Genomic DNA, 19,013 nt, shown 5'->3' on the forward strand with positions numbered 1-19,013 from the left:
GGCCCGGCGGCCGCTACACCCGGCCGCTACGCCCAGCCGCCCGCCATCCGCTCCAGCCGGGCGATCCGCTCGGCCATCGGAGGGTGGGTGGAGAAGAGCCGGGCGCCGGTCTCGCCGGGGCGGAACGGGCTGGCGATCATCATGTGGCTGGCGGTCTGGAGCTGCGGCTCGGGCGGCAGCGGCAGCCGGCGGGTGCCGGCGTCGAGCTTGCGCAGGGCGCTCGCGAGGGCGAGCGGGTCGCCGGTGATCCGGGCGCCGTCGGCGTCGGCCTGGTACTCCCGGGAGCGGCTGACCGCCAGCTGGATCAGCCCGGCCGCGAGCGGGCCGAGGATCATGATGGCGAGCATCCCGAACAGCCCCGGGCCGTCGTCGTCGTCGTGGCGCCCGAACGGGATCAGCCAGGCGAAGTTCACCAGGAACATCACCACCGAGGCGAGCGCCCCGGCCACCGAGGAGATCAGGATGTCCCGGTTGTAGACGTGGCTCAGCTCGTGCCCGAGCACGCCCCGCAGCTCGCGTTCGTCCAGGATCCGCAGGATGCCCTCGGTGCAGCAGACCGCCGCGTTGCGCGGGTTGCGGCCGGTGGCGAAGGCGTTCGGGGCGGGGGTCGGCGAGATGTAGAGGCGGGGCATCGGCTGGCGGGCGGAGGTGGAGAGCTCCCGGACGATCCGGTACAGCCCGGGCGCCTCGAACTCGCTGACCGGCCGGGCCCGCATGGCCCGCAGCGCGATCCTGTCGCTGTTCCAGTAGGCGTAGGCGTTGGTCCCGAGGGCGACCAGCAGGGCGATCACGAAGCCGGTCCGACCGAAGAGGCCGCCGATCACCAGGATCAGCGCCGAGAGGCCTCCGAGCAGCACTGCGGTCCTCAGTCCGTTGTGCCGGCTGTGCACGTCAGGCCCTCCAATGGTGCGGTGGGGAAGCCCTTTCTGCCTCGTCCCTCTTGCCCGGTCAACGGGTGGGGCCAACGGCCTTGTTCCCTTGTGACCGACGCGACACCGACGCGACACCGTCGCGGCGGCGCCGGACCGCACCCCCGGCACCGCCCGGCACCCGCTCAGAACAGCGAGCCGCCCGCGACCTGGAGGACCAGCTGCGGTGCCACCGAGAGGACCACCGCGGCGGAGGCGGTGAGCCCCAGCGTGGCGGTGAGGCTCACCGGCAGCCGGTGTCCGGCGGCGCTCTCCGGGAGGGCTTCGTCACCCGTGGCCGGGGCGAACAGCCGGGCCGTCCACAGCAGGTAGTAGAAGAGGGCGACGACCACGTTGACGGCCATCACCACGGCGAGCCAGCCCAGCCCGGCGTCGACCGCGGCGCGGAACACCACGACCTTGCCGAACAGGCCGATCACACCCGGGGGCAGGCCGGCCAGGCAGAGCAGGAAGAAGGCGAGCGCCAGCGCCGTCCAGCGGTTGCGGGCGAACAGGCCGCGGAAGTCGTCCACGCTGGTCCCGGCCCGGCGGCCGACGGCGGCGACCACCCCGAAGGCACCGAGGTTCACCACGCCGTAGATCAGCGCGTAAGCGGCGGTGGCGCCGAGCGGATCCACCCCCCCGGGGGCGTAGCCGGCCGCGGCGAGCGGCACCAGCAGGTACCCGGCCTGGCCGACCGAGGACCAGGCGAGCAGCCGCACCGCGCTGTACCGGGTGTCGAAGCGCTGCCGCAGCGCGCCGACGTTGCCGGCGGTCATGGTGACGGCCGCCAGGACGGCGAGCACCAGGCCCCAGGTGTGGGCGTACGGGCGGAAGGCGATGGTGGTGGCGAGCGCGAGGCCGGACAGGCCGGCCGCCTTGCCGACCACCGAGAGGTAGCCGGCCACCGGCAGCGGGGCGCCGGTGTAGGTGTCGGGCACCCAGAAGTGGAACGGGACGGCGGCGACCTTGAAGGCGAAGCCGACCAGGGTCAGCACCGCTCCCGCCTCGGCCAGTGGCCTGAGCTGCCCGGGGGCGTGCTCCAGGCCCTGGGCGACGGCCGCGAGGTGCAGGCTGCCGCTCGCCGCGTAGACGAAGCCGACGCCGAGCAGCATCACGGCGGTCGCGGTGACCGAGGAGACGAAGAACTTGAACGCGGCCTCCGCGCCCCGGCCGTCCCGGCGCAGCGCGACCAGGGCGAACGCGGGCAGCGAGGCGACCTCCAGGGCGATCACCATGGTGGCGAGGTCACGGGAGGCGGGCAGCAGCGCGGCGCCGGTGGCGCTGGAGAGCAGCAGGAACCAGTACTCGCCGCGCGGCAGCCGCTCGCTCTCCACGGTGTGCATCGACAGCAGCGCCGCGATCAGCGCGCCGCCGAGGGCGAGCAGCTGGAACACCAGGGCGAAGTGGTCGGCGACGTACGAGCAGCCGCCCACGGCGGAGCCGGTGACCCCTGGAGTGTCGGACCCCCCTGCTACGTTCTGCACGCAGAAGGTGGCCCGGGGTGACGATCCGGTGAGGGGAAGGAGCGCGATGAGGGCGAGGGCGAGTCCGGCCGCGGTGAGGCGGCCGAGCCACTTCTTGTGCCGCTCGGGCAGGAACAGGTCCGTGAGCAGCACCGCGAGGGCGGCCACGGCGGCGATCAGCGGGGGCGCGATCGCCACCCAGTCCACGGACTGGATCAGGCTGCCCGGGTTGGCTACGGCGAGGGAGGTCACAGTGTGCTGCCCCGTGGAGTGAGGTCCGAGTGCGGCGGTCTGGGCTGCGAGCACGGTCAGCCACCCCCGAGGAGGTGCTTGACGGCGGGGTCGGAGAGGCCGAGCAGCAGCGCGGGCCAGAGGCCGGCGAGCAGGGTGAGCGCGGCCAGCGGCGTCCAGCTGACGGCCTCGTACGGGCGCAGGTCGGCGAGTTCGGCCACCGGCGCGGGCTGCCCGGGGTCGCCCATGCAGACGCGCTTGACCACGATCAGCAGGTACGCGGCGGTGAGGAGGGTGCCGAGACCGGCCAGGACCATGTAGGTGACGAACGCGGGGCGCGACAGGCCGTCGGCCGGGTCGAACGCGCCGAACATGGCGAGCAGTTCGCCCCAGAAGCCGGCCAGGCCGGGCAGGCCGAGGCTGGCGACGGCGGCGAAGGCGAGCAGCACGCCCAGCCGCGGGGCCCGGCCGTACAGCGCGCCGCCGGTGGCGCCGGACAGGGTGTCGAGGTCGGCCGTGCCGTAGCGGTCCTTGAGCGCGCCGACCACGAAGAACAGCAGACCGGTGATCAGACCGTGGGCGATGTTGGCGAACAGCGCGCCGTTGACGCCCACCGGAGTGAGGGAGGCGATGCCGAGCAGCACGAAGCCCATGTGGCCGACGGAGGAGTACGCGATCAGGCGCTTGAGGTCGCCCTTGGCGCCTGGGCGGGCCAGCGCCAGGCAGGCCAGTGAGCCGTAGACGATGCCGACGGCCGCGAAGGCGCCCAGGTACGGGGCCAGCGTGGTGGCGCCGTCCGGCACGACCGGGAGGAGGACGCGGACCAGGCCGTAGGTGCCCATCTTCAGCAGCACGCCGGCGAGCAGCACCGAGCCCACCGTCGGGGCGGCGGTGTGCGCGTCGGGCAGCCAGCTGTGCAGCGGCCAGGCCGGGGCCTTGACCGCGAGCCCGACCAGGATCGCCAGCGCGGCAATCACCTGGGTGGTGTGGCTCAGTCCGCCGCCGTGCGCGGCGGCCAGGGCCTGCATGTCGAAGGTGCCGGCCTTGCTGCCGATCAGCAGGAAGCCGAGCAGCATCACCGCCGAGCCGAGCAGCGTGTAGAGGATGAACCGGTTGGCGGCCGGGACCTTGGCGCCGCTCCCCCAGCGGGCGATCAGGAAGTACATCGGGATCAGCACGATCTCGAAGGCCAGGAAGAAGAGCAGGAGGTCCAGCACCGCGAAGGTGGCGAGCATGCCGACTTCGAGCAGGAGGAACAGCCCGACGAAGGCCTGTGCCGAGGGGCCCCGCCCGTCGGGGGCTCCGCTCCGGGTCTCCCCGTTCGGCAGCCGCTTCTCGGAGTACAGCGCGCAGAGGAAGGTGAGCAGTCCGGTCAGCACGATCAGCGGCAGCGAGACGCCGTCCACCCCGAGGTGGAGGCGCACGTGCAGGGCCGGGATCCAGGACACGTCGGTGGTGGCCTGCATCCGGGCGGGCTCGTCGTGGTCGAAGCCGGCCGCGAGGGCGACGGTGAGCAGGAACACCACGCCGGTGACGACGGTGTTCAGCCGCAGTGCCCGCCGGTCGGCCAGGGCCCGGTCCGGCCCGAACACCGGTACCAGGGTCAGTGCGGCGCCGAACAGCGGCAGCACCAGGAGGGCGATGAGGACTGCGTTCATCGGGGGCTCCCAGCAGCGGTCGAGGGGACGGAGGTGGAGGACAGCGGCACCGGTTACACCGCCACCAGGACGGCGAGCAGGACGACCGCGGCCAGCAGTGCGCTGAGGTACGTCTGCGCGTTCCCGGTCTGCGCGAGCCGGACGGCCCGGCCGAGCAGGTTGGCGCCCACCCCGCTGCCGCGCACGTAGGCCTCGACGACCTCGCGGTCGAGGAAGCGGACCAGCTTGGCGGCGGCGCCCACCGGACGGACGAACAGCGCGTGGTACAGCCGGTCGACGCCGAAGCCGTGCCGGGCCGGGCCGAACAGCGGCCCGAGCAGGGTGCGCCCGGGGTCGGCGACGATCACCTCGGCGGCCGGGGCTCCGCCCTGCCCCGGCACCCTCCCCCAGCCTCCGGCCGGGGCCGGACTGCCGGTGTCCAGCCGGGCGGTCGCCGAGCGCCAGGCGCCGTACGCGGCGAGCACGCCGACCACGGCGAGCCCGGTCCCGGTGACGGCGGTGACCCCGGAGGGCCGCAGCGGGCCGCCGTCCAGCAGCGCGGGCAGCCAGTCCGAGCGCAGGCCGGCGATGCCGAAGCCCATGGTCGGCACGGCCAGCACCCACAGCGGCCAGCGCATCGCGGGCGGCTCGGCGGCGGCCGGGTCGGCCTCGTCGGGCTCGGGCGAGTACGGCGCCCCGGCCTCGTGGTCGGCCGCGACGGTGCCCCGGTCGGCGGCGGGCAGCACCTGCGGTGCGGCCGCGGCGGCACCGGCCGGGCTGTGGAACGCGAGCAGGAAGAGCCGGGTCGCGTACGCCGCGGTGAGCAGCGCGGTGAGCCCGGCGGAGATCAGCACGATCCATCCGGCGGCCTGCGGCACCGCCGAGGCCGGGCCGAGCCCGTTGGTCAGCGCCTCGCCGTTGGCGGCGTGCTCGGCGGCGGTGAGCACCGCCTCCTTGCTGAAGAAGCCGGAGAACGGCGGCAGCCCGACCAGGGCGACCAGCGCGATGCCCGTCGTCCAGTAGGCGTCGGGGACGCGCTTGCGCAGCCCCGGGATGCGGGACATCGCGGAGAGCGAGTTGGTGTGCGCGGCGTGGATCACCACGCCGGCGGCCAGGAACAGCAGCGCCTTGAACGCGCCGTGGCTGACCAGGTGGAAGACGGAGGCCTCGCGGTCCCCGCTGGCCAGCGCACCGGCCATGTAGCCGAGCTGGCCGACGGTGGAGTAGGCGAGCACCCGCTTGAGGTCGTCCTGGGCGAGCGCGCAGAGCGCCGAGCCGATCATCGTCACGGCGGCCATCACCGCGAGCACCACCAGCGCCGCGCCCGACAGCAGGAACACCGGCAGCAGCCGGGCGACCAGGTAGATGCCGGCCGCGACCATGGTGGCGGCGTGGATCAGCGCGGAGACCGGTGTCGGACCAGCCATCGCGTCCGGGAGCCAGGTGTGCAGCGGGAACTGCGCGCTCTTGCCGGCCACACCGGCGAGCAGCAGCAGCGCGATCAGCGTCGGGTGCCCGAGCCGGCCCTCGGTCGCGGCCGCCAGCACGTCCTGGACGCGGAAGCTGCCGGCGTCGGCGGCGAGCAGGAAGATCCCGAACAGGAACGGCACGTCACCGAGCTTGGTGACCAGGAAAGCCTTCAGCGAGGCCGAGCGGGCGTCCGCGGTCTCCCAGTGGTGGCCGATCAGGAAGTACGAGCAGAGGCCCATGACCTCCCAGCCGACCAGCAGCACGATCAGGTCGCCCGAGTAGACCACCAGGAACATCGCCGCGGTGAACAGCGAGACCAGCGCCGCGTAGGACGGGTAGCGCGGGTCCTCCTTGAGGTACGCCGTCGAGTAGACCTGGACGCAGGTGGCGACCAGGCCGACCAGCACCGAGATCAGCGAGCTGAAGCCGTCCAGGTGGAGGGCGAGGGTGATGTCCGGGCCGCCGGTGGGGGTGAGCCGGGTGCCGGCGTCCAGGGTCTGGCCGGTGCCGAGCTGGAGGGCGACCACCAGGGCGAGCACCGCCGCGGCGGCGACCGGGACGATCGCCAGCGGCCTGGCCAGCCCGGGAGCCTTCCTGCCGACGGCCAGGGTCGCGGCGGCGCCGAGCGCGGGCAGCGCGGGGACGAGTACGGGCAGGGCGAGGTTCATGCGGTGGCCTGGCCCTTCAGTGCCTCGGCTCCGGCCGGCACCCGGGCTCCGGCCGGCGCCTCGGCGTCGACCGGCGTCTCCTCGACGGCGAGCGCCTCGGCCGGGTCGCCGAGCGCGGTGGCCCGGTCGATGTCCGCGGTGCCCCGGGCCCGGAACAGCAGCAGGACGATGGCGAGCCCCAGCCCGATCTCGGCGGCGGCGACGGTGATGGTGAACAGGGTGAGCGCCTGCCCGGCGTGCAGCGAGTCGCGCAGCCAGGCGTCGAAGGCGACCAGGTTGAGGTTGACGGCGTTGAGCATCAGCTCGACGGACATCAGCACCAGGACGGCGTTGCGCCGGGCGAGCACGCCGTACACGCCGACGCTGAACAGCAGCGCGGCGAGGACGGCGGGGTAGGCGAGGTGCATCAGCTCTCCTCCGACGCGGAAGCAGCGGGGGTGGTCGGCGCGGCCTGCTCGGGCGCGGTCGCGGCGACCGTCCCGTTCGACCCGACCGGCCGCCCGGCGCGCAGCCTGCCCGCCCGGGGTGCCGGCACCCGCCGCCCGGACCCGCGCGACAGCACGATCGCGCCGACCAGCGCCGCCAGCAGCAGCACGGACAGCGCCTCGAAGGGCAGCACCCAGTGCCGGAACAGGCCGGCCCCGGTGGCGGCGGCCGAGCCGCCGCCCTGGCCGAGGTCGATCCAGGAGGTCCTGAAGGCGTCGGCCACCAGCGTGACCAGCGTCCCGGCAGCGGCCACCGCCACGGCCAGGGCTGCCCAGCGGTTCCTGGAGTCGGCGTCCGGCGAGCGTCCGATCGGCGCCTTGGTGAGCATCAGCCCGAACAGCACCAGGACGACCACCGAGCCGAGGTAGATCAGCACCTGTACCCAGGCGATGAACTCGGCGGTGAGCAGCAGGAACTCCACCGCCAGCCCGCCGAGCGCGACCACCAGCCAGAGCGCGGCGTGCACCAGCTGCTTCGTGGTCACGGAGACCACGGCCGATCCGAGCACGGCGATGCCGACCAGCAGGAAGACGATCTCCTGGCCGGTCGGGGACAGGAACGAACGGGCGGCCGGTTCCAGGGACCCGGTCGCCGCGAGAAGCGTGGCAGCGGCACTCATGCGTCGTCACCCTTCTCGTCCGTCACGGCGGCGGCCGCGGCCAGCTTGTCCGCGGTCTTGCGCGCGGTCGCGATCTCCTTGGGCTCCTCGGCCGCCGGGTCCAGCGCCGGCGGCGCCGGGACGGTCCACATCCACTCGCGGAGCTTCTCCCGCTCGTGGGTCAGCTCGTGGATGTCGGTCTCCGCGTACTCGAACTCCGGCGACCAGAACAGCGCGTCGAAGGGACAGACCTCGATGCAGATCCCGCAGTACATGCAGAGCGAGAAGTCGATGGCGAACCGGTCCAGCACGTTGCGGGTGCGGGCCCTGGCGTTCGGCTCGGCGGCCGGCAGCGTCTCCTTGTGGGAGTCGATGTAGATGCACCAGTCCGGGCACTCGCGCGCGCAGAGCATGCACACCGTGCAGTTCTCCTCCAGCAGCGCGATGACGCCGCGCGAACGCGGCGGCAGCACCGGCTGCACGTCGGGGTACTGCGCGGTGACGGTCTTCTTCGTCATCGTCCGCAGCGTCACGGCCAGCCCCTTGGCGAGACCGACACCGGGAAAACTCATGCGCCCACCCCGCTGCGCTCGGCGGGGGCGTTCGCCCACCCGTACCCGACGATGATTCCCTCGCTCCGCTCGGTCATGAGATCGCCACCTTGATGATGCCGGTGAGGGCCAGCTGCACCAGCGCGAGCGGGATCAGCACCGTCCACGCGAAGCGCATCAGCTGGTCCTCGCGCAGACGCGGGTAGGTGACCCGCAGCCAGATGACCACGAAGGCCAGCGCGAAGGTCTTGAGGATCGTCCAGAGCCAGCCGAGCTGGTCCGGCAGCGGTCCGTGCCAGCCGCCCAGGAAGAGCACCGCGGTCAGCGCGGACACCACCAGGATGCCCACGTACTCGGACAGCAGGAAGAGCGCGAAGCGCAGACCGGTGTACTCGGTGTACGCGCCGAAGATGATCTCCGAGTCGGCGACCGGCATGTCGAACGGCGGGCGCTGCAGCTCGGCCAGACCGGCCGTGAAGAAGACGAACGCGCCGATGATCTGCCAGGGCAGCCAGTACCACTCCCAGGCGTCCACGATCCCGGGCAGCGACAGGGTGCCGGCGGCCATCGCCACCGAGGCCGCCGCCAGCACCATCGGCAGCTCGTACGACATCAGCTGGGCGGCCGTGCGCAGGGCGCCGAGCAGCGAGAACTTGTTCGCCGAGGCCCAGCCGGCCATCAACTTGCCGATCACGCCGACGCCCATCACGGCCAGCACGAAGAACAGCCCGGCGTCGACCGCCTGGCCGACGAGGCCGTTCGGGCCGACCGGGATCGCCAGCAGCACGAAGAGGTACGGCAGCAGCGAGACGGCGGGCGCCAGCTGGAAGACCCTGCGGTCCGCCCCGGCCGGGACGATGTCCTCCTTCTGCGCGAACTTCACGCCGTCCGCGACGAGCTGTGCCCAGCCGTGGAAGCCGCCCGCGTACATCGGGCCGAGCCGGCCCTGCATGTGCGCCATGACCTTGTGCTCGGTCTGGCCGATGACCAGCGGGAAGACCAGGAAGACGACGAGGGTGGCGACGCAGCGCAGCACCGTGTCGAGCAGGTTCACGCGCCGTCTCCGTCCTGGTCGGCCGGCCCGGCCGAGATCTCGTCCTTCTGCTCACCCGGTTCCTGGGCACCCGGTTCGCCGGCCGACGGCTTCTCCTCGTGGGCGGGCACCGGGTTGTGCCAGGGCGCGTCGGAGGACCGGGGGCGTGCGGGGGGCACGGGCTCGGCCGTCGGCCCGGCGACGGCCGGGCCGTCCGCCGAGCTGTCCGGCCGGCTGACCGACCCCTCGGACACCGACCGGGTCCGCCGCGGCCGGTCCGCCCGCACCGGCGGGGCACCCTCGGCAGCAGCGGCGGCATCGACGTCGGAAGCAGCAGCGGGAGCCTCGGCACCCGCCTGGCTCGCCGACCCCTCGGACACCGACCGGGTCCGCCGCGGCCGGTCCGCCCGCACCGGCGGGGCACCCTCGGCGGCGGCAGCAGCAGCGCCACCGGCGGCAGCACCGGCACCCGCGGCCGCCGCCCGGGGCGCGCGGGCGGCACCGGCCGCCCGCGCACCACGCGCGGGCCGCTCGGCGACCGGCGGCAGGGTGCCCTTGAGCGGCCCCCACTCGTTCGGGTCCGGCACGCCGGCCGGCTGCATCTTGCGCCGGGCCGGCCCGCCGCCGTGGTCCGACTCGCCGGGCTCCTTGGCGCCCGGCCAGTCCTTGGCGACCCGGGCCGCGAGCACGAACTCCTTGCGCAGCGGGTGCCCCTCGAAGCCGTCCGGCAGCAGCAGGGTGGCCAGGTAGGGGTGCCCGGGGAAGTCGATGCCGAACATCTCGTGCGTCTCGCGCTCGTGCCAGGCGGCACCCGCGTACACCGCCACGGCGGTCGGCAGCGCCGCCGCGTCGCGCGGCACCCGGGTGCGCACCGCGAGGTGCCGCACGCCCGGCGCCTCGACGGCGGCCAGGTGGGCGACCACGGCGAAGCCGTCGGCGAGCTGGTCGACGGCGCTCAGCCAGTCGAAGAAGCCCAGGCCCAGGACGTCCCTGGCGTTGGTGAGCGCCTCGATCCAGTGCTCGGCCGGGACGTCGACGGTGATCAGCCCGTACGCCTCGGCGCCGGTCGCCCACTCCCCGACCGACGCCGCGTACTGCTCGGCGGACGTCATGAGGCCCCTCCCTCGGTCGAAGAACCGGCGTCGGAGCCGGCGGCGGAACCCGCCTCGGAGCCGGTGGCGGAACCGGCCGGAGGCCCGGCCACCAGCGGCCGCCGCAGCGCCGCGGCGGGCGCGGGCGTGGCGTAGCGGTCCGGCAGCGACTCGGCGGCGATCTTCTCCTGGAGCTTGAGGATGCCCTGGAGCAGCGCCTCGGGCCGCGGCGGGCAGCCGGGCACGTAGACGTCCACCGGGATGATCTGGTCGACGCCCTTGGTGACCGAGTACGAGTCCCAGTACGGGCCGCCGGAGTTGGAGCAGGCGCCGAAGGAGATGACGTACTTCGGCTCGGGCATCTGCTCGTAGAGGCGCTTGACGGCGGGCGCCATCTTGTCGGTGACCGTCCCCGAGACGATCATCAGATCGGCCTGACGGGGGCCGGGCGCGAACGGAATGACACCCATCCGGATGAAGTCGTGCTTGGCCATGGACGCGGCGATGAACTCGATCGCGCAGCAGGCCAGGCCGAAGTTGAAGCACCAGAGGCTGTAGCGGCGCCCCCAGTTGAGCACCACCTTGACCGGGTCCGGCGCGAGCCGGGCCAGCGGGCCCAGGCCACGGCGCTCGACCGCGCCGGGGCGCGCGGGGTCGGGCAGGCCGAGCGGGACGGGACCGTCCTGCGCGCCGCCGTGCGGGTGGGAGTGCGTCACGTCCATTCCAGAACGCCCTTCTTCCAGGCGTAGAGCAACCCGACCGCGAGGAAGCCGATGAACAGGAACATCTCGATCAGCGTCCCCGCGCCGTACCCGGCGGAGGCGAAGACGGTCGCCCACGGGAAGAGGTAGATCGCGTCCACCGCGAAGATCACGTACAGGAAGGCGTACACGTAGTAGCGGACCTGGGTGTGCGCCCAGTCCTCACCGACCGGATCCACTCCGCACTCGTAGGCGAGGAGTTTCTCCGGCGAGTACACCACCGGCCGCAGCAGCCGGTTGGCGGTGAACGCCACGGTCACGAAGAGCACCCCGACGACGGCCAGCAGGCCCATCGCGGCGTACGCGTCGAAGTAGCCGCTGCCGACCGCCGGATCGGCAGCGACGGCAGCCGCGTGCTGCCCCTCCATGCCTTCGCCTCCACCTCGGCCGTGAACCCGCCCTCAGGTCAGTTCTACGACGTTTGCTCCCACGGTCCCAACCGTGGCCAATGCGTGAGTCTAAGGGGCCCGCTCCGGTCCCCCCGAACCCTGCCCGCTCCGCAAGACGACCGGTGGACACCCCGGCGGACGCGGGGCGACCGGGCCGGGGGTGGGGATAACCCCCGGCCGGGAAGATGTATCACCCCCATGGCATCCACCGCGCCCGGTTCGGGAAGCTTGGTCCAGCCACACGACGAAGAGGGATGGTAGATCCGGATGAAGCCGCTGCACCGCGCCGTGGACGCCATCAAGGAGCAGGACGCGAGGATGGAGCCCCCACCGCTGTACGGCGCGAGGATGTGGCACCAGGTGGGCCTGCTGCTGCTCAACCTGCCGCTGGGCATCTTCGGTTTCGTGGTCGCCGTCACCACGCTCTCGGTCGGCCTGGCGCTGTCGATCACCGTGATCGGCCTGCCGCTGCTGGCCGGCGGCCTGGGCGTCGCCCGCGCCCTGGGCGCGCTGGGGCGGCGGCGGGCCCGGTCGGCGTACGACTCCGGGATCGACGAGCCCGAGCCGGTGAAGCCGCGCCGCCCCGGGCTGGTCGGTTACACCATCGCCCAGCTCACCGACCTGCTGAACTGGCGCTCGGCGCTCTACAACGTGCTGATGCTGCCCTGGGGCGTGCTGAGCTTCGCGCTGAGCCTGATCTCGGTGATCGTGCTCTGGCCGGTGCTGCCCTGGGTGATCCGCGGGCTGGCCGCGGTCGACCGCATCCTGATCGAGTCGCTGCTCTTCCCGGGCGCGCTGGCCGAGCGGGTGCGTGAGCTGGAGGACGACCGCGGCACCGTGGTCGACACCGCCGCCGCCGACCTGCGCCGGATCGAGCGCGACCTGCACGACGGGGCCCAGGCCCGGCTGGTCGCGCTGGCGATGGACCTCGGCATGGCCAAGGAGCGGCTGCGCGAGGTGGAGTCCGAGGACGACGTGGCGGTCGCCGCCAGGATGGTCGACAACGCCCACGGCGAGGTGAAGCTGGCCCTCCAGGAACTGCGCGACCTGGCCCGCGGCATCCACCCGGCGGTGCTCACCGACCGCGGCCTGGACGCCGCGCTGTCCTCGGTCGCCGCCCGCTGCACCGTCCCCGGCGGCGTCCGGGTGAACGTCGACCTGACCGGCCCGGACGGACAGCCGGAGCGCCCGGACTCGGCGGTCGAGGGCATCGCCTACTTCACCGTCAGCGAGCTGCTGACCAACGTCTCCAAGCACGCCCGCGCCCGCTCCGCCTCGGTCGAGGTCTGGCGCTCCGACGACCAGCTGATGGTGCTGGTCCAGGACGACGGCAAGGGCGGCGCGGCCCCCTACCCTGGCAGCGGCCTGGCCGGGCTGGCCGAGCGGATCCGCGCGGTGGACGGGGTCTTCCTGGTGGACAGCCCCGAGGGCGGCCCGAGCACCGTCACCGTCGAGCTGCCCTGGCACACCCGCACCGCCCGCCGCTGACCGGGCCCGCCGGACGGCAGCCCTAGGCACCACGGCACGGCAAGGCGCCGGGACCCCGTCGAGGCAGTGACGGGGGCCCGGCGCCGGTCCGGTACGGCACCCGGCCCGCTGAACCCTTGCGCGGCGTGCGGCCCGGCGTCCCCGTACCGGAGCTGGAGGAGGGTCCGGCTGGGAGGCCTGAGGCCTACGGGGACTCCAGTTCGCCGAGGGTGACCTCGGCGGTCTTGGTGGCGCCGTCCCTGGTGTACGTGACGGTGACCTTGCTGCCCGGGGTCAGCGAGGCGAGCGCGGTGGTGAGCGCGTTCAGCGAGTCGACCGCGGTGTCGCCGATCTTGGTGATGACGTCGCCGGCCTGGAGCCCCGCCGAGGCCGCCGCACCGCCCGCGGTGACCGCCACGATGACCGCGCCGGCCGGCTGGAACTGCTGGTCGAAGCTGGTCCTGGCGGTGATGCCGAGCGCGGCCCGGCCCGAGTTGGTGACCTTGCCCTGCTTGATCAGCTGGTCGGCGATGTTGGTGATGGTGGACGCCGGGATGGCGAAGCCGATGCCGGGGGCGGCGGCGCCGTTGCTCTGCGGCTCGGTCGCGGCGAGCGTGTTGATGCCGATCACCTTGCTGTCCAGGTCGACCAGCGCGCCGCCGCTGTTGCCCGGGTTGATCGCCGCCGAGGTCTGCACCATGTTGCCGATGGTGGCGCCCGGCGACCCGGGGGCCTGAGGCTCGGAGACGGTCCGCCCGGTGGCCGAGACGATGCCCTGGGTGACGCTGCTGGAGAGCCCGAGCGGGCTGCCCATGGCGAGGGTGATCTGGCCGAGCTGGACCTTGCCCGAGTCGCCGAAGCTCGCCGGCCTCAGGCCGCTCGGCGGACTGGTCAGCCGGATCACCGCGAGGTCGGCGTCGGGGTAGCTGGCGACCAGGCCGGCGTCCAGTGTCTTGGTGCTGTTGGCGAGGGTCACCGTGAAGGACTTCGCGGAGCCGATCACGTGGGCGTTGGTGACGATGTCGCCCTTGTCGTCGTAGACGATCCCGGAGCCGAGGCTGTCGCCGGTGGTGATCTGCACCACGGAGGGCAGCACGTTGGCGATCACCGTCTGGTACGCCTCCTGCAACTGGGTCGCGCCGTTGGACGGGCCCGGCGTCGTGGGCTGCTTGGTCCCGGAGGCCGAGGGCGAGCCGGTGGCGGCGACCGGGGACGAGGCGGGCGAACCGCTGCTGCATCCGGCCAGCGTCAGCGCGGCCGCCACCGCGACCGCGAGCGCCGCCGGCAGCCGTCCGGTCAGCGCCCCCGGCCGGGTCGGCCGCGGCCCGGCGGGCAGGGGGCGGGTGTGTTCCTTGTGACGGCTCACCTGGCTGCCTCCGATTCGTCACCGCGCCGAGGGCGCGGGTTGGGAGCACGGAAATCTTCGCCAGCTTTTCACCGTTTTGTCCGATTTGCTGGCCCGACTCGCCCGAACGCGGCCGGACGAACCCGAACGCCTAGGATCGGCACATGACTTGGTTGATCACCGGCGGTGCCGGATACATCGGCGGACACGTCGTCCGACAGCTGCTCGACGCCGGGGAGCGGGTCGCCGTCCTCGACGACCTCAGCACCGGCGACGCCTCCCGGCTGCCGGCCGGCGTCCCCCTGATCGAGGGTTCCACCCTGGACCGCGCCGCCCTGGACGCCGCGATCCGCGAGCACCGCGTCGAGGGCGTCCTGCACTTCGCCGCCAAGAAGCAGGTCGGCGAGTCCGTCGAGCAGCCCTTCCTGTACTACCGCGAGAACATGATCGGCCTCCAGACCGTGCTGGAGGCCGCCGCCGAGGGCGGGGTGAAGCGCTTCCTCTTCTCCTCCTCCGCCGCGGTCTACGGCATGCCGGACGTCGACCTGGTCACCGAGTCCACGCCCTGCGACCCGATGAGCCCGTACGGCGAGACCAAGCTGGCCGGCGAGTGGCTGGTCGCCGCGGCCGGCAAGGCCCACGGCATGTCCACCGTGGCCCTGCGCTACTTCAACGTGGCCGGCGCCGCCTCCCCCGAGCTCTCCGACGCCGGGGTGTTCAACCTGATCCCGATGGTCTTCGAGCGGCTGACCGCCGGCCAGGCCCCGCGGGTCTTCGGAGACGACTACCCCACCCCGGACGGCACCTGCGTCCGCGACTTCATCCACGTCTCCGACATCGCCTCGGCGCACGTGGCGGCCGCCAGGCGGCTGGCCGCCGACCCGGCCGGCGCGACCTCCCTGGTGCTGAACATCGGCCGCGGCGAGGGCGTCAGCGTCAAGGAGATGCTGGAGGTGATCGGCAAGGTCACCGGCTACGACACCGCCGCCGAGGTGACCCCGCGCCGGGCCGGCGACCCGGCCCGGGTGGTGGCCTCCGCCGACCTGATCCACCGCGAGCTGGACTGGACCGCGCGCCACGACGTGGCGGAGATGGTCTCCTCCGCGTGGGACGGCTGGTGCAGCCGCCACCCCGGGGCCCGCAGGGCCTGATCCGACGGCACCGGCCCGGCGGTGTCCGCCCCGCGGTTCAGCGGGCGGGCACCGCCGTGCCGTAGAAGGCGTCCAGCGCGTACACGCAGCGGTCCTTGGACCCGACGAAGACCCGCCCGCCGACCGCCACCGGCGAGCCGGTGAGCTCGCCCTTGGTGCCGAGCTCCCAGCGCAGCTGACCGCTCGCCAGGTCCAGGGTGTGCAGCGAGTGGTCCCGGCTGCCCAGATGCACCAGGCCGTCGGCCACCGCCGGGGAGCCGACGATCTCGCCGCGGGCGGTGTAGCGCCAGCGCTCCCGGCCGGTGGCCGCCTCGAAGGCGTACAGCACCTCGCCGTTGCCGACCAGCACCATGCCGTCCGAGACCACCACCGGGTCACCGCCCTGGCGGCGTCCGGTGACCCCGCGCCAGCGGTCCAGGCCGGTGGCCGCGTCCAGCGCGTAGACGGTGCCGAGGTAGTCGGCCACGTAGACCGCGTCGGCGTCCAGGGCGGGCGGGGTGAACAGCACCACCGGGGCGTCGAAGCGCCAGCGCTCGGCCCCGCTGGCCGCGTCCAGCGCGTACACCCGGGTGCCGGCCGACACGTACAGCACGCCGCCGCGCTCGACCGGGTGCGAGGGCACGTCCTCGCCGACCGGGAACGACCAGCGCAGGCCGGCGCCGCGCGGGTCGATGCAGCGCAGCCTCCCGGCGCCGTAGTAGTAGGCGGCGCCGCCCACCAGGACCGGGCCCGACTGCGGGTTCTCGTAGTCCTGCTGGGCGTCGTCGGCGCGCCACAGCTCGGCGCCGTTGGCGGCCGAGCGGAGCTGGACGCCGCCGCCCCTGATGCCGCAGCAGAGCACGCCGTCGGCGGCGGAGAGCGAGTAGACCCAGCCGTCCAGCGAGGTGCGCCAGCGCTCGGTGCCGTCCGCGGCGTCCACCGTGTACAGGTGCGGGCCGTCCGCGGCGTGCGCCCGGCCGGCGTCCACCGCGAGCGCCCAGGCGACGTCCCTGGTCTTGTAGCGGCGCTCGCCGGAGGCGATGTCCAGCGCGTGCACCTCGAAGCTGGAGACGAAGAGCGTGCCGTCGGAGACCACCGGGGTGCCCCAGACGTCGTTGGACATCCGGAACCGCCAGGGGCGCCAGCGGGCGACCGGGGCGGGCGGCGGGGTCGGAGCCCGGCGGACCCAGTCGGTGGTGGCCGGGGCGGTGTTCGGCCCCGGCTGCTCGTGCTCCGCCCGCGGCCCCGGGCCTATCCGCACCGAGGCGCCGGACAGCTGCACCTCGACGGCGCCGCCGGGCGCCCGGTGCCGGTTCGGGGAGGCGATCTTCGCGGTCGCGATCTCGGCCTCCGGGCCGGGACCCGGGTGCGGGGGCGGGGGCGGGTGCGGCAGGCTGTGCACGGGCCCGGCCGGCGGCTGGGCGTGCCGCCCGGCCGCGTCGGTGCGCGGGTCGGCCGGCCCGAGGTGCTGCGACGGGAAGTGCGCGGGCGGCGCCTGCGGGGGCGGCGGCTGGGCCGGACCGGCCGGCGGACGGGCCTGGGCGGCCGGCCGGCGGCCCCGCTTGCGCTCGATCAGCTCCAGCGCGTTGGTCGGCAGCCAGTCCCCGACCTCGCCGCCGGCGTCGTCCCTGGAGAACAGGTGCGGGGCCAGCTCGGCCTGGATCTGCGCCGGGGTCGGCCGGCGCTCGGGCGCCTGCTGCATGCAGGCCCGCACCAGGTCCATCAGCTCGCGCGGCATGCCGGTCAGGTCCGGCTCTTCGCGCAGCAGCTGGAACACCGTCTCGACCGGGTTGGTGCCCCGGTAGGGCGGGTGCCCGGTGGCACAGAAGACCATCAGCGAGCCGAGCGAGAAGACGTCGCTGGCGCCCCGGACGGTACGGCTGTCCCTGGCCTGCTCGGGGGACATGTAGGCCGGCGTGCCGACCGCGACGTTGGTCATGGTGAGCCGGGTGCTGGACACCCCGGCCGCGATGCCGAAGTCGATCACCTTCGGGCCGTCCTCGACCACCAGGACGTTCGAGGGCTTGAGGTCGCGGTGGATCAGATTGGCCGCGTGGATGGACTGGAGGGCCTCCGCGATGCCGGCGACCAGCCAGCGGGTGGCGTCCACCGGCAGCGGGCCGCAGTCCTCGACCAGGTCCTCCAGCGAGGGGGCCGGGATGTACGCGGTGGCCAGCCAGGGCACCCGGGCGTCCGCGTCCGCGTCCACCACGGCCGCCGTGTAGAAGCCGCCGACCGTCTTGGCGGCCGCGATCTCCCGGGCGAAGCGGACCCGGAACAGCTCGTCCTCGGCCAGCTCACCCCGCACGGTCTTGATGGCCACCCGCCGCCCCGACGCGGAACGCGCCAGGTAGACCAGCCCCATCCCACCCGCGCCGAGCCGCCCCAGCACCTCGAAGGGCCCGATCCGCCTCGGATCGTGCGCCGTCAGCTGGTCCACTCCGCTGCCACCTCCCCGTTGTCCGCACCCGCCGCGTGGTGCCGGACCCGATTCTCCAATGCCGCCCCACGCATATCCAACCTCCCCCACCGGCCCGAACCCGCCGCCCGGGGCCGGAGGACGCCCCCGACGGGCCCCTGACCAGCGAGGACTGAACGGCCGGATCCTGACGCCCGCTCCGGAGGCGGCTTGCGCGCGGAGCCCGGGACCGTCCACTTCCGGACGGCTCCCCGACTTCCGAACATCGTCACGCTCTGTCACTCGACCACCCCTCAGCGGACTCGCCGTCACGCTGTGAGGTCAAAAGCACACGGGGGGGCTTCAACAGGGGCATCGAAGCCCCGTGAATATCCGTCCGAAGCGGTTCAGGGCGCTATAGCAACCCCCGTGCGGAGTAATAGTCGCATCACCGAATCGCGCCAAGATCGTGCCACGGTAAGCTGACGGCATGACAGGACAAGTTCGCACCGTCGACGGTCGCGTCGCCGGGCGACGCGGACAGGAGACGCGGCAGAAGCTGCTCGATTGCCTCCGCGAGATGCTCAGCACGTCGCCCTATCGGGACGTCAAGGTCATCGACGTCGCCCGTATGGCGGGTACCTCCCCCGCGACCTTCTACCAGTACTTCCCGGATGTCGAGGGCGCTGTCCTCGAAATCGCCGAGGAAATGGCCAAGGACGCCGACCAGCTCAAAGAGCTGGTGGCCGGAAAGTCCTGGGCAGGGAAGTCCGGACCGACCACTTCGGAAGAACTGGTCGACGGATTCCTCGCCTTCTGGCGCAAGAACGACGCCATTCTCCGAGTGGTCACGCTCGGTGCCGCCGAGGGGGACAAGCGGTTCTTCAAGATCCGCATGACGGTCCTCAACGCGGTCGCCAAGCCACTCGCGGAGGCCGTCAGGGAACTCCAGGCGAAGGGTCAGGCCGACAAGTCGCTCGATCCCAACGCCGTGGCCGGGGCCCTGGTCTCGCTGCTCGCCTCGGCGGCCGAGCACCAGAAGGCCTTCACCTCCTGGGGCGTCAAGGTCAAGGACCTCAAGCCCAACCTCGCTCCCCTGGTGTACCTGGGCGTCACCGGCAAGAAGGCGCCCAAGTAGGACCATCCTCCGACCCACCATCCGCTCCGCGCGCCACCCGGCCTCCTGTCCGGGGAACGACGGACGGCGGCCGTGTCCTCGGGGGAGGTCCGCCGACGTGCCGCACGCGCGCCAGACATGCCGGTGGGGGGGGCCCCCGGGCCGGGGGGCCCCCCCCCCCCCGGGGCCGGGGCCGCCCCGGGGGCGCCCCCCCCCGGGGGGGGCCCCGGGGGGGGGGGCGCCCCCCCGCCGCGGCCGCGGCGGCCG

The 19,013-nt window shown here is 73.6% G+C and carries 16 protein-coding genes; 3 read left to right on the top strand and 13 right to left on the bottom strand.

The features are described from left to right. Window positions 1-26 precede the first annotated feature (26 nt). The 11 genes from htpX to ACIQOW_RS05520 form a co-directional block, all read right to left on the bottom strand. Window positions 27-890, bottom strand: a complete 864-nt coding sequence (gene htpX / locus ACIQOW_RS05470; protein WP_401080022.1) for a zinc metalloprotease HtpX — start codon at window positions 888-890, stop codon at window positions 27-29. A gap of 164 nt (window positions 891-1,054) precedes the next feature. After that, window positions 1,055-2,626, bottom strand: coding sequence for an NADH-quinone oxidoreductase subunit N (locus tag ACIQOW_RS05475; protein ID WP_401080024.1), 1,572 nt, complete (start codon window positions 2,624-2,626; stop codon window positions 1,055-1,057). Window positions 2,627-2,682: 56 nt separating this feature from the next. Continuing rightward, window positions 2,683-4,263 carry a NuoM family protein gene (locus tag ACIQOW_RS05480; protein ID WP_401080026.1) on the bottom strand — a complete coding sequence of 527 codons (1,581 nt, stop codon included), beginning with the start codon at window positions 4,261-4,263 and terminating at the stop codon, window positions 2,683-2,685. Window positions 4,264-4,316: 53 nt separating this feature from the next. Then, window positions 4,317-6,380: an NADH-quinone oxidoreductase subunit L gene (locus ACIQOW_RS05485; RefSeq protein ID WP_401080028.1), complete on the bottom strand. Its 2,064-nt coding sequence runs from the start codon at window positions 6,378-6,380 to the stop codon at window positions 4,317-4,319. Further along, window positions 6,377-6,787, bottom strand: a complete 411-nt coding sequence (gene nuoK / locus ACIQOW_RS05490; RefSeq protein WP_401080030.1) for an NADH-quinone oxidoreductase subunit NuoK — start codon at window positions 6,785-6,787, stop codon at window positions 6,377-6,379. The genes ACIQOW_RS05485 and nuoK overlap by 4 nt, the downstream gene beginning before the upstream one ends. Continuing rightward, a complete protein-coding gene (locus tag ACIQOW_RS05495; RefSeq protein ID WP_401080032.1) occupies window positions 6,787-7,485 on the bottom strand; it encodes an NADH-quinone oxidoreductase subunit J in 699 nt (232 codons plus the stop codon). The genes nuoK and ACIQOW_RS05495 overlap by 1 nt, the downstream gene beginning before the upstream one ends. Continuing rightward, a complete protein-coding gene (locus ACIQOW_RS05500) occupies window positions 7,482-8,036 on the bottom strand; it encodes a NuoI/complex I 23 kDa subunit family protein (protein ID WP_401080034.1) in 555 nt (184 codons plus the stop codon). The genes ACIQOW_RS05495 and ACIQOW_RS05500 overlap by 4 nt, the downstream gene beginning before the upstream one ends. Window positions 8,037-8,109: 73 nt before the next feature. Next, a complete protein-coding gene (gene nuoH, locus ACIQOW_RS05505; protein WP_401080036.1) occupies window positions 8,110-9,069 on the bottom strand; it encodes an NADH-quinone oxidoreductase subunit NuoH in 960 nt (319 codons plus the stop codon). Beyond that, window positions 9,066-10,160 carry an NADH-quinone oxidoreductase subunit C gene (locus ACIQOW_RS05510; protein ID WP_401080038.1) on the bottom strand — a complete coding sequence of 365 codons (1,095 nt, stop codon included), beginning with the start codon at window positions 10,158-10,160 and terminating at the stop codon, window positions 9,066-9,068. Before ACIQOW_RS05510 ends, nuoH begins: the two co-directional genes overlap by 4 nt. Continuing rightward, complete coding sequence (locus ACIQOW_RS05515) at window positions 10,157-10,861, bottom strand: NADH-quinone oxidoreductase subunit B (protein ID WP_401080040.1); 705 nt, start codon at window positions 10,859-10,861, stop codon at window positions 10,157-10,159. Before ACIQOW_RS05515 ends, ACIQOW_RS05510 begins: the two co-directional genes overlap by 4 nt. Continuing rightward, entirely contained in the window at window positions 10,852-11,268 is a 417-nt protein-coding gene (locus tag ACIQOW_RS05520) for an NADH-quinone oxidoreductase subunit A (RefSeq protein WP_188297272.1), read from the bottom strand. Before ACIQOW_RS05520 ends, ACIQOW_RS05515 begins: the two co-directional genes overlap by 10 nt. A 339-nt stretch (window positions 11,269-11,607) precedes the next feature. On the opposite strand from ACIQOW_RS05520, the gene ACIQOW_RS05525 reads away from it, so the two are divergent. Beyond that, window positions 11,608-12,777 (top strand): sensor histidine kinase, encoded by a 1,170-nt coding sequence (locus ACIQOW_RS05525; RefSeq protein ID WP_401081306.1) that lies wholly within the window; start codon window positions 11,608-11,610, stop codon window positions 12,775-12,777. A gap of 184 nt (window positions 12,778-12,961) precedes the next feature. On the opposite strand, the gene ACIQOW_RS05530 is transcribed toward ACIQOW_RS05525, so the two are convergent. Further along, window positions 12,962-14,056: a S1C family serine protease gene (locus tag ACIQOW_RS05530; protein WP_401081309.1), complete on the bottom strand. Its 1,095-nt coding sequence runs from the start codon at window positions 14,054-14,056 to the stop codon at window positions 12,962-12,964. A 209-nt stretch (window positions 14,057-14,265) separates the two neighbouring features. Between ACIQOW_RS05530 and galE the strand changes: the two genes are divergently transcribed. After that, on the top strand, window positions 14,266-15,252 hold the full coding sequence (gene galE, locus ACIQOW_RS05535; protein ID WP_401080043.1) for a UDP-glucose 4-epimerase GalE: 987 nt from the start codon (window positions 14,266-14,268) through the stop codon (window positions 15,250-15,252). Window positions 15,253-15,289: 37 nt separating this feature from the next. On the opposite strand, the gene ACIQOW_RS05540 is transcribed toward galE, so the two are convergent. After that, entirely contained in the window at window positions 15,290-17,671 is a 2,382-nt protein-coding gene (locus tag ACIQOW_RS05540; RefSeq protein WP_401080045.1) for a PQQ-binding-like beta-propeller repeat protein, read from the bottom strand. Between the two features lie 448 nt (window positions 17,672-18,119). Here ACIQOW_RS05540 and ACIQOW_RS05545 point away from each other — a divergent pair, with 448 nt between their 5' ends. Beyond that, window positions 18,120-18,767 carry a TetR family transcriptional regulator gene (locus ACIQOW_RS05545; protein ID WP_049651546.1) on the top strand — a complete coding sequence of 216 codons (648 nt, stop codon included), beginning with the start codon at window positions 18,120-18,122 and terminating at the stop codon, window positions 18,765-18,767. The last annotated feature ends 246 nt before the right edge of the window (window positions 18,768-19,013 follow it).

This window comes from Kitasatospora sp. NPDC091335 (genome assembly GCF_044757205.1).
Lineage (GTDB): Bacteria > Actinomycetota > Actinomycetes > Streptomycetales > Streptomycetaceae > Kitasatospora.

Coding starts and splice junctions, on each gene's coding strand:
- ACIQOW_RS05500 (WP_401080034.1), bottom strand. CDS start 8,036: ATGAGTTTTCCCGGTGTCGGTCTCGCCAAGGGGCTGGCCGTGACGCTG.
- nuoK (WP_401080030.1), bottom strand. CDS start 6,787: ATGCACCTCGCCTACCCCGCCGTCCTCGCCGCGCTGCTGTTCAGCGTC.
- ACIQOW_RS05515 (WP_401080040.1), bottom strand. CDS start 10,861: ATGGACGTGACGCACTCCCACCCGCACGGCGGCGCGCAGGACGGTCCC.
- ACIQOW_RS05480 (WP_401080026.1), bottom strand. CDS start 4,263: ATGAACGCAGTCCTCATCGCCCTCCTGGTGCTGCCGCTGTTCGGCGCC.
- ACIQOW_RS05510 (WP_401080038.1), bottom strand. CDS start 10,160: ATGACGTCCGCCGAGCAGTACGCGGCGTCGGTCGGGGAGTGGGCGACC.
- ACIQOW_RS05520 (WP_188297272.1), bottom strand. CDS start 11,268: ATGGAGGGGCAGCACGCGGCTGCCGTCGCTGCCGATCCGGCGGTCGGC.
- ACIQOW_RS05495 (WP_401080032.1), bottom strand. CDS start 7,485: ATGAGTGCCGCTGCCACGCTTCTCGCGGCGACCGGGTCCCTGGAACCG.
- ACIQOW_RS05545 (WP_049651546.1), top strand. CDS start 18,120: ATGACAGGACAAGTTCGCACCGTCGACGGTCGCGTCGCCGGGCGACGC.
- ACIQOW_RS05485 (WP_401080028.1), bottom strand. CDS start 6,380: ATGAACCTCGCCCTGCCCGTACTCGTCCCCGCGCTGCCCGCGCTCGGC.
- galE (WP_401080043.1), top strand. CDS start 14,266: ATGACTTGGTTGATCACCGGCGGTGCCGGATACATCGGCGGACACGTC.
- ACIQOW_RS05525 (WP_401081306.1), top strand. CDS start 11,608: ATGGAGCCCCCACCGCTGTACGGCGCGAGGATGTGGCACCAGGTGGGC.